Source organism: Bradyrhizobium sp. HKCCYLRH3061, from assembly GCF_051168015.1.
Taxonomy (GTDB): domain Bacteria; phylum Pseudomonadota; class Alphaproteobacteria; order Rhizobiales; family Xanthobacteraceae; genus Bradyrhizobium.
This window is the reverse complement of record NZ_JBNPUE010000003.1, coordinates 244,916-259,505: the sequence shown is the minus strand read 5'-3', so window position 1 is coordinate 259,505 and position 14,590 is coordinate 244,916. Positions and strand designations below refer to the sequence as shown.

Genomic DNA, 14,590 nt, shown 5'->3' with positions numbered 1-14,590 from the left:
GCACACTCGTCTCACAGAGCCAGATCGAGGGCGCCGGTGTAGATCACCCGCTCGTCGCCTGTCGCAGCAACGACCTCGCCGAGCCGCGCGACGTGCTCGCCATTCGCGGTGAACACCTCGATGACGGCATCGACGGCCTCGGCCTTGACGATCGCGATCATGCCGATCCCGCAATTGAAGGTGCGCAAGAGCTCGCGCTCGGCAATGCCGCCCTGCTCCGCCAGCCATTTGAAGACCGGCAGCACCGGCAGGCCCGTCAGGTCGATCGAGACGCCGAGATGCTTCGGCAGCACGCGTGGAATGTTGTCGGTGAAGCCGCCGCCCGTGATGTGTGCGAGCCCCTTCACCGCACCGGTCTCGCGGATGGCGCGAAGGCATGATTTCACATAGAGGCGGGTCGGCGTCAGCAGCGCCGCGCCGAGAGTCAGGACCGGCGCGAACGGCGCCGGCGCATCGAAGCCGAGGCCGGACTGGGCGACGATCTTGCGCACCAGCGAATAGCCGTTGGAGTGGACGCCGGAGGATGCGAGCCCCAGCACCACGTCACCGGCCGCGATGTCGGGAGACGGCAGCAGCGTGCCACGCTCCGCCGCGCCGACCGCGAAACCGGCAAGATCGTAGTCGCCGTCCTTGTAGAGGCCCGGCATTTCCGCGGTCTCACCGCCGATCAGCGCGCAGCCGGATTCCCGGCAGCCTTCGGCGATACCGGCCACGATCGACGCCGTCGCCTCCGGGTCGAGCTTGCCGCACGCAAAGTAGTCGAGGAAAAACAGCGGCTCGGCGCCCTGCACGACGAGATCGTTGACCGACATGGCGACCAGGTCGATGCCGATGCCGCCATGCAGCCCGGTCTCGATCGCGATCTTCACCTTGGTGCCGACGCCGTCGGTCGCCGCGACCAGCACCGGATCCTTGAATCCAGCGGCCTTGAGGTCGAACAGGCCGCCAAAGCCGCCGATCTCGGCATCCGCACCGGCGCGGGCGGTTGCGCGCACCATGGGCTTGATCAGATCGACCAGACGGTTTCCGGCATCGATATCGACGCCCGAATCTGCATAAGTGAGCCCGTTCTTGCGCTCGGTCATGGTAAAAACCCCTAATCTGGCCGCTGGTTACGTCGGAATCCGGCCGCGCGCAATGGCTCGCAAGGGGCTCGTCCCCACACTATCTAGGAACCGTACCGGTTCGCCCTGTTTCGGAATCGGGTTGTCTTTTGATCGAGTCGTCGTCGGGACCCGCTGCGTGACCATTCCCCACAGTATCCCCAATCTGATCACGCTGGGTCGAATCCTGCTGGTTCCGATCGTCGTCTGGGCCATTGCGGCCGGCCAGATGGAGATCGCGTTTCTGGTCTTCGTGGTCGCGGGGGTGAGCGACGCCGTGGACGGCTTCCTGGCCAAGCGCTTCAACCTGCGGTCCGAGCTGGGAGCGCTGCTCGATCCTCTCGCCGACAAGGCGCTGCTGGTCTCGATCTTCGTCACGCTTGGCATCTGGGGCGCGATCCCGCGCTGGATCGTCATCCTGGTGGTCTCGCGCGACATCATGATCGTCTCGGCGGTGATCGTGTCCTGGCTGTTCGACAGGCCGGTCGCGATGAAGCCATTGATGGTCTCCAAGCTGAACACGGTCGCCCAGGTGGGATTCGCGGCGCTTGTGCTGGCCTCGCTCAGCTTCGGCTTCGAGCCCAGGCCCTACGATGTGGTGCTGATGGTGCTGGTCACCGTCTTTACCCTCGTGTCGGTCGGGCTGTATCTCGTCGACTGGGTGCGCCACATGAGCACCATCGAGGTCCGGTGATCCTCCGCGGAGGGCCCGTCCTGACCTCACGCACCACACGATACGGAGCAATTCGATCTTGGCCGGCCATATCCCCCCTCGTCAGCTGGCCTTCGCGCTGCCGCATGCGGAGAGCCTGACGCGGGACAATTTCTTCGAAGGTCCAGGCAACGCGGCCGGGCTCGCTCTGGTCGACGCCTGGCCGGAATGGCCGGCGCGGACCATGTTCCTGGTCGGCCCCGACGGCTCCGGCAAGAGCCACCTCGCCGCGATCTGGGCCGAGCAGGCAGGCGCCCGATCGCTGTCCGCGCATGCCCTTGAGGCAGGCGTGGTCCCCGGGGCGCTCGCCACCGGCGCGCTGGTGCTGGAGGATCTGACCGCAACCGGTCTCGACGAGCGGGCGCTGTTTCACCTGCTGAACCTGGCCCGCCAGGACGAGGCCTTCGTGCTGATCACGGCACGCGAGGCCCCGGCGGCCCTGCCGATCGCCCTGGCCGATCTGAGGTCGCGGCTGCGTGCCGTCCCAGTGGTCACGCTGCTGCCGCCCGACGACCAGCTGTTCCGGGCCCTGATCGTCAAGCTGGCCGCCGACCGGCAAATGGCGATCGACGAAACCGTGGTCAGCTATCTCGCCAGCCACATCGAGCGGTCCTATGCGGCGGCACGCCAGACCATCGCGCTGCTGGACAACGAGTCGCTGCGGCTCGGACGCCCCGTCACCCGGGCGCTGGCGGCGGAGCTGCTCCGCCCGGCGTGACCGGCGGCCATCTTGACGGCGGTTGATGACGGAACCTCAATAGTGCCGGCAACGTCATCCCCTGGTCACCCAGATTGGGCTACGGTCGACCATTCGCGACTGGACGGATATGGATCGAATTCCCTATGGATACCGAGCAAGTTACTGAAATTTCAGAGAAAGCACCGGTCTCGGCGCCGTCCATCGAGATTGCCTCGAGCCCCGAGCGATTCATCAATCGGGAGCTGTCCTGGCTTCACTTCAACCGCCGCGTTCTGGAGGAATCGGTCAATCCGCGCCATCCCGCCCTGGAGCGGGTGCGCTTCCTGTCGATTTCCGCCAACAACCTTGATGAATTCTTCATGGTGCGCGTCGCCGGCATCCGCGCCCAAGTCCGCGAGGGCATCGCCGAGCGCAGCCCCGACGGGCTGACGCCGACCGAGCAGCTGAAGCTGATCAACGAGACGGTGTCGCAGCTCGCCATCGACCAGCAGGCGATCTGGCGCGACCTGCGCAAGTTTCTCGGCGAGCTCGGCATCGTGCTGGTCGACGGTCAGGACGTCACCAGGAGCGAGCGCGCCTGGATCGAGGACCATTTCCTCGCCAACATCTTCCCGCTGCTGACGCCACTCGCGATCGATCCGGCGCATCCGTTCCCGTTCATCCCGAGCCTCGGCTTCACCGTGGCGCTGCAGCTGATCCGCTCCGCCGACGGGCGTCCGATGAACGCCCTCATTCGCATGCCCGGCAAGATCGACCGCTTCATCCGCTTCCCCGGCTCCAAGGATGGCGTGATCCGCCTGATCACCCTGGAGCAGGCGACCGGCCTGTTCATCGGCCGGCTGTTTCCGGGCTACACCGTGAAGGGCCAGGGCGCCTTCCGGATCATCCGCGACTCCGAAATCGAGATCGAGGAAGAAGCCGAAGACCTGGTGCGGCTGTTCGAGACAGCGCTGAAGCGGCGCCGCCGCGGCTCGGTGATCCGGCTCGAGATCGAGGCCAACATGCCGGAGGAGCTGCGCCGCTTCGTGCAGAATGCGCTGTCCACGACGGATGACGAGGTGTTCGTCGTCGACGGCGTGCTGGCGATGAACGAGCTGTCGCAACTGACGCGGGTCGACCGGCCCGACCTCGAATTCGCGCCCTACGTGCCGCGCCATCCCGAGCGTGTCCGCGACCATGGCGGCGACATCTTCGCCGCCATCCGGCAGAAGGACCTGATCGTCCATCACCCTTACGAGTCGTTCGACGTCGTCGTGCAGTTCCTGCAGCAGGCGGCACGCGATCCCGACGTCGTTGCGATCAAGCAGACGCTGTACCGGACCTCCAACAATTCGCCGATCGTGCGCACGCTGGTGGAGGCCGCCGAGGCCGGCAAGTCGGTGACGGCCCTGGTCGAGCTCAAGGCGCGTTTCGACGAGGAGGCCAACATCCGCTGGGCCCGCGACCTGGAGCGCGCGGGCGTACAGGTGGTGTACGGCTTCCTGGAGCTGAAGACGCATGCCAAGCTGTCGATGGTCGTGCGCCGCGAGGGCGGCAGCCTCACCACCTATGTCCACACCGGCACCGGCAACTATCATCCGGTGACGGCGCGCATCTACACCGACCTGTCCTACTTCACGTCGGACCCGGTGATCGGCCGCGACGTCACGCGGGTGTTCAACTACATCACCGGCTATGCCGAGCCGATCGACATCGAGAAGATGGCGGTGTCGCCGCTCACGCTTCGCAAGCGCATCATCGAGCACATCCACGGCGAGACCAGCTTCGCCCGCCAGGGCAAGCCGGCCGTGATCTGGATGAAGATGAACTCGCTGGTCGATCCCGACATCATCGACGCGCTGTACGAGGCCTCGCAGGCCGGCGTGTCGATCGAGCTGATCGTGCGCGGCATCTGCTGCCTGCGTCCCGGCCTCCCCGGACTGTCGGAGAACATTCGCGTCAAATCGGTGATCGGCCGCTTCCTCGAGCATGGCCGCATCTACTGCTTTGGTATGGGTCAGGGCCTGCCGAGCGCCAAGGCCGCCGTCTACATCTCCTCGGCCGACATGATGCCGCGCAATCTCGACCGCCGCGTCGAGGTGCTGTGCCCGCTGCAGAACCCTACCGTGCATCAGCAGGTCCTGGAACAGATCATGGTCGCGAACCTGAAGGATACCGAGCAGAGCTGGCAATTGTTGCCGGATGGGTCGTCAACGCGTATGAAGGCCGCGAAGGGCGAGGAGCCGTTCAACCTGCACAATTACTTCATGACGAATCCGAGTCTGTCCGGCCGTGGAAAGTCGCTCAAGGAATCATCGCCGCGCCGGCTCACGCGCCGGAATGAACGCTCTCCTTCATAGGGGCTGTCTGCACCGGGGCCTTCTGCGCCGGGATATGCCGTGGTGAAGCCGCCCCGCACGAGGGCCACGAGCGTCGGTGTCATCGACATCGGCTCGAATTCGGTCCGTCTCGTCGTCTACCAGGCGATGGAACGCAGTCTCGTCACCGTGTTCAACGAGAAGGCGCTGTGTGGGCTCGGTCGCGAGGTCCAGACCACCGGCCTTCTCGCATCTGATGCCGTCGACAAGGCGCTGACCGCGCTGAAGCGCTTCCGTGCGCTGTGCAAGGTGCAGCGGGTGGGGCAGGTTCATGCCATCGCGACCGCCGCCTGCCGGGATGCTTCGAACGGCCCCGATTTCATCGCCAAGGCCGAGAAGATCTGCGGCGCCCCGATCCAGATCCTCACCGGCGCCGAAGAGGCGCGCTATTCGGCGCTCGGCGTCATCTCCGGCATTCACAAGCCCGACGGCATCGTCGGTGATCTCGGCGGCGGCTCACTCGAGCTGATCGACGTGCGCGGGCACCAGGTCCGCAGCGGCGTCACCCTGCCGCTCGGCAGCCTGGCGCTGCAGGATCTTGCCGAGAAATCGCTGAAGAAGGCGCAGCGCATCGCGAGCGAGGCGCTGACCGACCTGCCGCAGCTGCTGGCCGGCGAGGGCCGCACCTTCTACGCGGTCGGCGGCACCTGGCGCGCGCTGGCGCGCATCCACATCATCCAGAGCGGCTATCCGCTCGGGGTGATGCACGGCTATGCGATCCCGGCGGCCGACGCGCTGGCCTTCGTGCGCCGGCTGCGCCGTCTCGTCGCCGCCGACATGCTGGCCGACATCGAAGCGATCGCCGAGGCGCGGCGCCCGCTGCTCGCCTATGCCGCGCTGGTGCTCGAGCACATCATCCGCGTCGCCAGGCCGACGACCGTCGTGTTCTCGACCTTCGGCGTGCGCGAGGGCCTGCTCTACTCCAAGCTTCCCGACGCCGAGCGCGCCAAGGACGGGCTGCTCTGCGCGGCGCAGGGCCTCAACGAGCTGTTGTCGCGCTCGGCCCAGCATGCCCGCGAGCTGATCGACTGGACCGACCGCCTGTTCCGCGTGATGCACATCCGCGAGACCGAGGACGAGCGCCGGCTGCGGCACGCGGCCTGCCTGTTGTCCGACATCGGCTGGCGCATGCATCCGGACCATCGCGGCGAGCAGACCTACGGCATCATTCTCAACGGCAATTTCGGCTCGATCAGCCATGAGGGCCGCATCTTCGCCGCGCTGTCGGTGTTCTTCCGCTACGAGGGATTGGGCAACGAGGCGAAGCCGCCTGCCCTCACCGAGCAGCTGAGCCCGGCTCAGATCGATCGTGCGCGCCTGCTCGGCACCGCGTTTCGCGTCGCGCATCTGATCTCGGCGGCGCGGCCCGGCGTGCTGCCTGCGACGCATTTCCGCACCCAGGACCGCAAGCTGATGCTGGTGTTCGAGCACCAGATGGTCGACCTCGTCGCCGACCGCGTCGGCGGACGCTTCAAGCAGCTCGCGCGTCTCGTCGGCCGCTCCGGCTCGATCGTGCGCAGCTAGATCATGATCAGGGCCGCCGCGCGCGGGCCGAGATGGCGATCATGCGCTGGGCGATGATGCCGTAGACCTTGCGCCAGGCCTGCTCGACCTCATCATTCCATTGCGGACCAAGTCCCTTGGCGAGGGTCCACAGCAGCGCTTCGCCGACCACCGGATAGTGCTCCGGCCTGACGCCATAGCGCGCATGATTGCGGCCGAGGATGTCGGTGCTGGACAACAGACCAGTCGTCTGATCGAGGCTGCCGACGAGGACCGCCAGGGTCGCGATGAAGTCCCGTTTCAGCACGTCCATGTCGGCGGGAAACATCGTCCGACATTCCGGCGCGAGCTCGAAGATGCGGTCATAGAACGTCGTCGTCATCTGTGTAGCATTGGCAAATACCAAGTCGAACGACGACCTGACGTGCACGATCTCATCAGCAGTCAACATGCGCAAGTCCAATTCGAAACAATTCCAATCAGGGCCCGACCAGTGGAGCTCGACGTGGTGGTGTCGCGGCGGCGCGAACGGGTTCAAGATTATAAGAAACAGACGATCGCGCCCTGAGGTACTTGTCAAAGGCGCGGCACCGTGCCGCAGCATTGTGGAGCGGCTTGTGATCCGGCCGCGACGGTTGCTGACCGACCCAGTGATCGGAGACGGTAACGGCAACACATATGACGGCCATCGTGCTTCTCGCAGGGCATCGGAGGACGCCGACGCGCCGGCCGCCGCCCTCGAAACAGGCAGGAAATCCCTGGCCTGACCAACGTTCGGATCGGTCCCCGCGCGATCAGTTCGGCCGGATCGCCGGTGCCGACGGGTATCGCATCAGCAGCGCCTCGCCGAGCACGTTCTGCTGATCGTCGGGAATCGCGAACCGGACGCTGAAGCCGTCGGGCGTTGCGAGCGTGATGATGCGCTTCGTCGAATCCGTCGACTGCTCGATGGTCCAGGACGCCAGCGGATAGGCGTAGCGCAGTGCCTGGTCGCCATAACGCGTACGCAGCGCCAGCTCGAGGAGGCCGGGCAGCGTCATGACCAACGCGCCGGCCTGGCTGACCGAGAGGCTGAGCGCCGCCGCATTGCCGGCCGCGTCCTCGAACCCGAGCGAGATCGTCTCACCGTCGTCGACGACCTCACAGACCGTCAGCGCCTTGGCCCGCAGCTCCATGATGGCTCCACATCAATTCACCGTTATTTCCGTATGACTATAGCGAAAAATGCCATCGCGTCCAGCGCGGCAGCGGAAATGCCGCGGTGGCGTTGCTGTATTCATCGTGATATAGCGTCAGATATAACGTGGCCGAAGTGCCACATCTTGCAGGGAGAGTCATGCCGATGAGCGACTATCATCTTTTGATCGGCGGCACGCTGGTGCCGGGCGCCGCGACCATGCCGGTGATCAATCCGGCGACCGAGGAGGTGCTCGCGCAGTGTCCGCGGGCCTCCGAAACCCAGCTCGACCAGGCGGTCGCCGCCGCCAAGGCGGCCTTCCCCGCCTGGGCCGCGACTGCGATGGAGGAGCGTCGCCGGCTCATTGGCAAGATGGCCGACATCATCGAGGCGAATTCGGGCGAGTTGGCCCGGATCCTGACCAGCGAACAGGGCAAGCCGCTCACCGACGCCACCGGCGAGGTGCTCGGCATGGCCGCGTTCTTCCGCTATCTCGCGACGCTCGAGCTGCCGATGCGCGTGATCGAGAGTTCGGGCGACCGCCAGGTCGAAGCCTATCGCCGTCCACTCGGGGTGGTCGGCGCCATCATTCCCTGGAACTATCCCCTGCTGATCCTGGGCTTCAAGCTGCCGCCTGCCCTGCTCGCCGGCAACACGCTGGTGGTCAAGCCGGCCCCGACCACGCCGCTCTCGACCCTGAAATTCGCCGAGCTGGTCAAGGACGTGCTGCCGGCCGGCGTGCTCAACGTGATCACCGACGCCAACGATCTCGGCGACCGCATGACCGGGCATCCGGACATCCGCAAGATCTCGTTCACCGGCTCGACCGCGACGGGACAGAAGGTGATGGCCAGTGCCGCGCAGACCTTGAAGCGGATCACGCTCGAACTCGGCGGCAACGACGCCGGCATCGTGCTCGACGACGTCGATCCGAAGACCGTCGCGCCCGGTATCTTCGAGGGCGCCTTCCAGAACTCCGGGCAGGTCTGCCTAGCGATCAAGCGGCTCTACGTGCACGAGAGCGTCTATGATGACATCTGCAACGAGCTGGTCGCGATCGCCAAGAACACCGTGGTCGACGACGGCTCCAAACAGGGCACCAAGCTCGGGCCGCTGCAGAACAGGATGCAATACGAGAAAGTGAAGGCGTTCCTCGACGACGCGCACAAGAACGGCAAGGTCATCGCCGGAGGTGCTGCGATGGATCGTCCCGGCTACTTCATCGAGCCGACGATCGTGCGCGACATCAAGGAAGGCTCGAAGCTGGTCGACGAGGAGCAATTCGGACCGGTGCTGCCGGTGATCAAATACTCCGACCCGAGCGACGTCATCCGCCGCGCCAACGGCACCAGCTACGGCCTGGGCGCATCGGTCTGGTCGTCCGATCCGAAACGCGCGCATGAGATCGCCACCCAGATCGAGGCCGGCACGGTGTGGATCAACAAGCACCTGGACATGGCGCCGCACATCCCGTTCGGCGGCGCCAAGCAATCGGGCATCGGCACCGAGTTCGCCGAGGAAGGCCTCGCCGAGTTCACCCAGTTGCAGATCATCAACGGACCGGGCCTCACGGCCTGAGCCACATGAAGGCCGCGGACAGTTGTCCGCGGCCTTCCCGCAAACGGGTCCACCGTCATTTTCACTCCGGAGCGCGTGATGTTCGACGCCGAATGCGACCTCGCTGCCCTGGTGTATGATCAGGGCGACGAGCCGGATCAGCTGTTACGAGAGTTCGCAGACCGTCTTCGGGCTCGCGGCGTTCGTGCCGTCGGACTGGTGCAGCGTGTCCAGCGCTCTCTCGACGCGCACGAGATCGCGGCGACGCTGGTGCACAGCGGTGTCGAGATTTCTCTGCTGCAGCGGCTTGGGGGCCAAGCCGGCGGCTGCCGCCTCGACGTCGGCCAATTGCTGCAGGCGGGCTCAGCAGTGGCGGGGGCGCTGAGCGAGGGCGCCGATCTTCTCATCGTCAACCGCTTCGGCCGCCAGGAAAGCGAAGGCGGAGGCCTGACCTATCTGATCGAGCAGGCACTGGCCGCGGATGTCCCTGTCCTGATCGCCGTCCCCTGCTTCAGGTTCGCCGAGTGGATCAATTTCGCGCAGGGCATGAGCGTGAGGCTGCCCTGCACGCGTCGCGCGCTGGACCAGTGGTGGTGGAGCGTGTCGCGGCGCTGCGCCGTATTCGACAAGAATCGACCCACGATCTGCGAGCTTCTCAAATGATCGCGGCTGCCGTTCACCGGCAACCTGGCGCTGCGATCAATCGGGCCAGGCCGCAGTCGGCGCGATTATGCCGAAACTTTGTGCATTGTCGGAAACCCTGCAAACCGCTCGGGTGAAGCTATATGATTCTCGATATAGCTAATTGAAATACCAAGGGATTTTCTCTGACTGGATGGACCCGCGGGATCGGCGCGATCGATATTCGCGCATGACAGCGTGGGCCAACCTGCTCCGCAGACGATTGTCGGGGCCACGAACGGTCGTGTATTCCACGGGCAATATGCGATCGATAGCCGGCCATTGAGCCGGCTGCCAGGACATCTCAGGGAAACGGTCAGGAGCGGGTGGACGGCGCAGCCAATCCGGCACGCCGGCCGGACATCCACGAGGAAAGGAACGTTTTTCAATGGCAACCACGACGGCCGGGCTCGAGCAGCTTCTGATGCAGCGCTCGCTCACCGACGCCCAGTTGATTGCGGCGGCGGAAACGGCGGCTGACTTCCGCATCCTTCCCGACGCCACCGTGATCAAGATCGGCGGCCAGAGCATGATCGATCGCGGCCGTGCCGCCGTCTATCCGCTGGTCGAGGAGATCGTCGCCGCCCGCAAGGCGCACAAGATGCTGATCGGGACCGGTGCCGGCACCCGCGCGCGCCACCTCTATTCGATCGCCGCCGGACTGAATCTGCCGGCCGGCGTGCTGTCGCAGCTCGGCGCCTCCGTTGCCGACCAGAACGCGGCAATGCTGGGCCAGTTGCTCGCCAAGCACGGCATCTCGGCGGTGGAAGGCGCGGGTCTTTCCGCCGTGCCGCTCTATCTCGCCGAGGTCAACGCGGTCGTCTTCAGCGGCATGCCGCCCTACGGCCTGTGGATGCGCCCTTCGGCCGATGGTGTCATCCCGCCCTACCGCACCGACGCCGGCTGCTTCCTGGTCGCCGAGCAGTTCGGCTGCAAGGCGATGATCTACGTGAAGGACGAGAACGGCCTCTACACCGCCAATCCGAAGACCGAAAAGAATGCCACCTTCATTCCCAAGATCTCGGTGCCCGAGATGAAGGCCAAGGGTCTGGCGGACTCCATCCTGGAGTTCCCGATGCTCGACCTGCTCGAAGCCTCGCGCCACGTCCGCGAGGTCCAGATCGTCAACGGACTCGTGCCCGGCAATCTGACCCGTGCGCTCGCCGGCGAGCACGTCGGCACCATCATCACCGCGAGCTGAGGGCCCCACCGCCATGGCTGACACCAACACCATCAAGCACGTCGCCTCGCCGCTCGCGCGCCAGACGCTGCTCGACGACAAGCTCACCCGTCCTGTCGCCGGCAAACGCCCGATCGCGCTGCTGCCCTGGCTGCAGGTCGTCAAGATCGGCGGCCGCGCGATCATGGACCGCGGCGCCGAGGCAATCCTGCCGCTGGTCGAGGAGATCAGGAAGCTGCTGCCGGAGCACCGGCTGCTGATCCTCACCGGCGCAGGTATCCGCGCCCGACATCTCTACGGCGTCGGCCTCGATCTCGGCCTGCCGGTCGGCTCGCTCGCACCGCTCGCAGCCAGCGAGGCCGGCCAGAACGGCCACATCCTGGCGGCGCTGCTGGCCTGCGAAGGCGTGTCCTACATCGAGCATCCGACGATCGCCAACCAGCTCGCGATTCATCTCACCGCGGCACGCGCAGTGGTCGGCAGTGCCTTCCCGCCCTATCACCACCACGAATTCCCGACCTCGCGCATTCCGACGCATCGGGCCGACACCGGCGCCTTCCTGATCGCCGATGCGCTCGGCGCCGCGGGACTGACGATCGTCGAGGACGTCGATGGCGTCTACACGGTCGACCCGAACGGGCCGGACGCGGCAAAAGCAAGACTGCTGGGTCAGACCAGCTTCGATGCGTTGGCCAGGCAGGACGGCACGCTGCCGTTCGACCGCACGCTGCTCGAGGTGATGGCCAACGCACGCCACATCTCGCAGGTCCAGGTCGTCAACGGCCTGGTGCCGGGACGGCTGACGGCGGCGCTGCGTGGCCACCACGTCGGCTCGATCATCACGACCGGCGCCAAGGCCGACTGATCCGTTGGATCGCGCAGACGACCGCCGATGCGAATGGCGGCCGTCCGCGTCAACCGACGCCTGGCTCACACCGCAAGATTCATCCAGACGGCCTTCGGCTCTGTGAAATTGTCCAGAGCGGCCGTGCCATGCTCGCGGCCCAGTCCCGAGTCGCGATCGCCACCCCACGGCAACCGCACATCGGTGTAGCCATAGGTGTTGATCCACACCGTGCCCGCGCGCAGCCGCTTGGCGAGGCGCTGGACGCGGCCGATGTCGCGGCTCCAGACGCCGGCGGCCAGGCTGTAGGCGGTGCCGTTGGCCATGCGCAGCGCGTCGGCCTCGTCCCTGAACTTGATCACGCTGACGACCGGTCCGAAAATCTCCTCCTGGGAGATCCGCATCTCGTGCGTGACGCCGGCGAATACGGCGGGGCTGACGAAGTAGCCACGCGGTGCGGCACGCGCCCCGCCGGTCACCAGCGAAGCGCCCTCGTTGCGGCCGATCTCGACATAATCGAGGATCGTCTTCATCTGCCGCTCGGAGATGACGGGTCCCAGCGAGGTGGCACGATCGAGCGGATCGCCGATCCGTAAGCCCCTCGCCCGCTCGGTCAGGCGCTCGACAACCTCGTCATAGACACGCTCCTGCACCAGCACGCGCGAGCCGGCCGAGCACACCTGCCCCGTGTTGAAGAAGATGCCGCTGGCCGCGGCCTTCGCGGCCGCCTCGATGTTCGCATCATCGAAGATGACGTTGGCAGACTTGCCGCCGAGCTCAAGCGACACGTGTTTGAAGTTGCCGGCCGCGCCCTTCATGATGCCGCGGCCGACGCCGGGCGAGCCGGTGAACGTAACCTTGTCGACATCGGGATGATTGACCAGCGCCTCGCCGACCGTGCGCCCGGGACCGGTCACGATGTTGAGAACGCCGGGCGGCAGACCGGCTTCGAGCGCGAGATCGCCGATCCGCAGCGCCGACAGCGAGGTCAGCTCGGCGGGCTTCATCACGACGGTGCAGCCGCAGGCCAGCGCCGGCGCGAGCTTCCACATTCCGATCATCAGCGGGAAGTTCCACGGCACGATCGCAGCGACGACGCCGACGGGCTCGCGCACCGTGTAGGTCAGGGCATCGTCGCGCGTGGACACGACCTCACCGCTGATCTTGTCGGCCCAGCCGGCGTAATATGTGAGTGTATCGATCGCTGCGGGCAGATCCTGGCGCAGCACGGCCGCAACCGGCTTGCCGGCATCGAGGCTTTCGAGCTCGACGATCTCGTCGGCATGATCACGCAGCAGCTGCGCCCATCTCAGCAGGATCGCGCCACGCTCCGCTGCGCGCATCGTGCGCCACGGCCCTTCGAAAGCACGCCGCGCCGCTGCGACGGCACGGTCGACATCCTCGGCGTTGCCCTCGGCGATCGTCGCGATCGGCTGCTCGGTGGCAGGATTGAACGACACGAACGAGCGCCCCGAGACGGAGGGAACGTGCCGGCCGTCGACCAGGAGCTGCAGCGGCTTCGCCAGATAGCGCGACGCGCTGGAGCCGCGTTCGTAGTCATATGCAATGGACATCATATTTCCTCCGCTTCTTGTATGCCAGCGTAGGAGCAAATATGAGTTCGTAAATATGATATCTGTTGCCTATGGCGGGCCATCATATGAAGCCGACTTCACAAGCAGGTCCGATGCTGCGCATCGCGATCGAACCCGTCTGGCGCTTCCACTGGGATGACGGACCGCAGAGCATCGTCGTGATGCTCAGCGTGCTCAGCGAAATCAGGAAAACCGGCAAGATCACCAGCGCGGCCCATGACGCGCACCTCTCCTATCGTCATGTCTGGAATCTGATCGAGCAATGGTCCGCATTCTTCGGCGTGCCGCTGGTGGAGACCCAGCGCGGCAAAGGATCGAAGCTCACGGCGTTCGGCGACAAGCTGGTCTGGGCCGGCGAGCGCATGCAGGCCCGTCTCGGCCCGCAGCTCGACAATCTGGCGCAGGAGCTGGTGACCGAGATCAAGCCGTTCCTGCAGCCGCATCCCACCGTAATCCGCGTGCATGCAAGCCACGGCTTCGCCGTCGCCAAGTTGCGCGAGCTGCTCGATCGCGAGCCGGGCGTCGGCGTCGATCTGCGCTATGTCAGCAGCCAGCATTCGCTGGTGTCGCTCGCGCAAGGCGCCTGCGACCTGTCCGGTCTGCATCTGCCGCGCGGCGAACTGCGCGCACAGAGCATCCAGGCTTGCCGGGATTGGCTCGATCCCCGGCAGGACTGCGTCATCAGCTTCGTGACCCGCGAGATGGGATTGATGGTCAAGCGCGGCAATCCGCTGTCGATCCGATCATTGGCGGACATCGCGGATGGCAAGATTCGCTTCGTCAACCGCGATCATGATTCAGGCACCCGCCTGCTGTTCGATCAATTGCTCGCTTCGCACGGATTGGACGAGGCGCGCATCAATGGCGCGCAGCAGATCGAGTTCACCCACGCTGCCGTCGCGGCCTATGTCGCGAGCGACATGGCCGACGCCTGCTTCGGCGTCGAGGCGGCTGCGCGGCAGTTCGGGCTGGACTTCATCCGTATCCTGACCAAGGACTACTTCTTCGCCTGCCATCAGTCGTTTCTCGAGAGCGATCCGATGCGGCGCATCCTCGATGTGATGAAGGGCGACGACTTCCATTGCGCCATCGCCGCCCTGCCCGGCTATCAGCCGGCCGACACGGGCTCGGTTCACACCGTGCGCGAGTTCCTCGATCGGCTGGACGCCGAAGCCTGACGG

The 14,590-nt window shown here is 65.7% G+C and carries 13 protein-coding genes; 9 read left to right on the top strand and 4 right to left on the bottom strand.

The annotated features are described in order from the left end of the window. Positions 1-11: 11 nt before the first annotated feature. A complete protein-coding gene (gene purM, locus ACQR2C_RS07945) occupies positions 12-1,085 on the bottom strand; it encodes a phosphoribosylformylglycinamidine cyclo-ligase (protein ID WP_315800269.1) in 1,074 nt (357 codons plus the stop codon). Between the two features lie 157 nt (positions 1,086-1,242). Here purM and ACQR2C_RS07940 point away from each other — a divergent pair, with 157 nt between their 5' ends. The 4 genes from ACQR2C_RS07940 (at position 1,243) to ppx (ending at position 6,396) form a co-directional block, all read left to right on the top strand. Further along, positions 1,243-1,797 carry a CDP-alcohol phosphatidyltransferase family protein gene (locus ACQR2C_RS07940; protein WP_315800270.1) on the top strand — a complete coding sequence of 185 codons (555 nt, stop codon included), beginning with the start codon at positions 1,243-1,245 and terminating at the stop codon, positions 1,795-1,797. A gap of 58 nt (positions 1,798-1,855) precedes the next feature. Then, positions 1,856-2,533, top strand: coding sequence for a DnaA ATPase domain-containing protein (locus ACQR2C_RS07935; RefSeq protein WP_315800271.1), 678 nt, complete (start codon positions 1,856-1,858; stop codon positions 2,531-2,533). Positions 2,534-2,658: 125 nt separating this feature from the next. Beyond that, complete coding sequence (locus ACQR2C_RS07930; protein ID WP_315800272.1) at positions 2,659-4,854, top strand: RNA degradosome polyphosphate kinase; 2,196 nt, start codon at positions 2,659-2,661, stop codon at positions 4,852-4,854. A gap of 42 nt (positions 4,855-4,896) precedes the next feature. Continuing rightward, positions 4,897-6,396, top strand: coding sequence for an exopolyphosphatase (gene ppx, locus ACQR2C_RS07925; RefSeq protein WP_315800273.1), 1,500 nt, complete (start codon positions 4,897-4,899; stop codon positions 6,394-6,396). A gap of 7 nt (positions 6,397-6,403) precedes the next feature. Here ppx and ACQR2C_RS07920 read toward each other — a convergent pair whose 3' ends face one another. Further along, on the bottom strand, positions 6,404-6,826 hold the full coding sequence (locus ACQR2C_RS07920) for a globin family protein (RefSeq protein WP_315800274.1): 423 nt from the start codon (positions 6,824-6,826) through the stop codon (positions 6,404-6,406). Between the two features lie 343 nt (positions 6,827-7,169). After that, a complete protein-coding gene (locus ACQR2C_RS07915; protein WP_315800275.1) occupies positions 7,170-7,550 on the bottom strand; it encodes a hypothetical protein in 381 nt (126 codons plus the stop codon). A 167-nt stretch (positions 7,551-7,717) separates the two neighbouring features. Here ACQR2C_RS07915 and ACQR2C_RS07910 point away from each other — a divergent pair, with 167 nt between their 5' ends. The 4 genes from ACQR2C_RS07910 to ACQR2C_RS07895 all read left to right on the top strand — a co-directional run bounded on the left by ACQR2C_RS07910 (position 7,718) and on the right by ACQR2C_RS07895 (position 11,835). Further along, entirely contained in the window at positions 7,718-9,130 is a 1,413-nt protein-coding gene (locus tag ACQR2C_RS07910) for an aldehyde dehydrogenase family protein (RefSeq protein ID WP_434880865.1), read from the top strand. 78 nt (positions 9,131-9,208) lie between these two features. Then, positions 9,209-9,772 carry a DUF2478 domain-containing protein gene (locus ACQR2C_RS07905; RefSeq protein ID WP_434880864.1) on the top strand — a complete coding sequence of 188 codons (564 nt, stop codon included), beginning with the start codon at positions 9,209-9,211 and terminating at the stop codon, positions 9,770-9,772. Between the two features lie 406 nt (positions 9,773-10,178). Continuing rightward, the gene (locus ACQR2C_RS07900; RefSeq protein WP_316180895.1) at positions 10,179-10,991 is read left to right on the top strand and encodes a uridine kinase; all 813 of its coding nucleotides are present in this window, start codon (positions 10,179-10,181) and stop codon (positions 10,989-10,991) included. 13 nt (positions 10,992-11,004) lie between these two features. Next, positions 11,005-11,835 (top strand): molybdenum storage protein subunit alpha, encoded by an 831-nt coding sequence (locus tag ACQR2C_RS07895; protein ID WP_434840013.1) that lies wholly within the window; start codon positions 11,005-11,007, stop codon positions 11,833-11,835. A 65-nt stretch (positions 11,836-11,900) separates the two neighbouring features. Here ACQR2C_RS07895 and ACQR2C_RS07890 read toward each other — a convergent pair whose 3' ends face one another. Then, a complete protein-coding gene (locus ACQR2C_RS07890) occupies positions 11,901-13,388 on the bottom strand; it encodes an aldehyde dehydrogenase family protein (protein WP_434840038.1) in 1,488 nt (495 codons plus the stop codon). Positions 13,389-13,501: 113 nt separating this feature from the next. Between ACQR2C_RS07890 and ACQR2C_RS07885 the strand changes: the two genes are divergently transcribed. Further along, positions 13,502-14,587 (top strand): substrate-binding domain-containing protein, encoded by a 1,086-nt coding sequence (locus ACQR2C_RS07885; protein ID WP_434880863.1) that lies wholly within the window; start codon positions 13,502-13,504, stop codon positions 14,585-14,587. Positions 14,588-14,590 lie beyond the last annotated feature (3 nt).

What these genes read in the sequence shown, in the direction of transcription:
- purM (WP_315800269.1), bottom strand. Translation starts at nt 1,085, where the DNA reads ATGACCGAGCGCAAGAACGGGCTCACTTATGCAGATTCGGGCGTCGAT.
- ACQR2C_RS07930 (WP_315800272.1), top strand. Translation starts at nt 2,659, where the DNA reads ATGGATACCGAGCAAGTTACTGAAATTTCAGAGAAAGCACCGGTCTCG.
- ACQR2C_RS07920 (WP_315800274.1), bottom strand. Translation starts at nt 6,826, where the DNA reads ATGTTGACTGCTGATGAGATCGTGCACGTCAGGTCGTCGTTCGACTTG.
- ACQR2C_RS07915 (WP_315800275.1), bottom strand. Translation starts at nt 7,550, where the DNA reads ATGGAGCTGCGGGCCAAGGCGCTGACGGTCTGTGAGGTCGTCGACGAC.
- ACQR2C_RS07910 (WP_434880865.1), top strand. Translation starts at nt 7,718, where the DNA reads ATGAGCGACTATCATCTTTTGATCGGCGGCACGCTGGTGCCGGGCGCC.
- ACQR2C_RS07905 (WP_434880864.1), top strand. Translation starts at nt 9,209, where the DNA reads ATGTTCGACGCCGAATGCGACCTCGCTGCCCTGGTGTATGATCAGGGC.
- ACQR2C_RS07900 (WP_316180895.1), top strand. Translation starts at nt 10,179, where the DNA reads ATGGCAACCACGACGGCCGGGCTCGAGCAGCTTCTGATGCAGCGCTCG.
- ACQR2C_RS07895 (WP_434840013.1), top strand. Translation starts at nt 11,005, where the DNA reads ATGGCTGACACCAACACCATCAAGCACGTCGCCTCGCCGCTCGCGCGC.
- ACQR2C_RS07890 (WP_434840038.1), bottom strand. Translation starts at nt 13,388, where the DNA reads ATGTCCATTGCATATGACTACGAACGCGGCTCCAGCGCGTCGCGCTAT.
- ACQR2C_RS07885 (WP_434880863.1), top strand. Translation starts at nt 13,502, where the DNA reads ATGCTGCGCATCGCGATCGAACCCGTCTGGCGCTTCCACTGGGATGAC.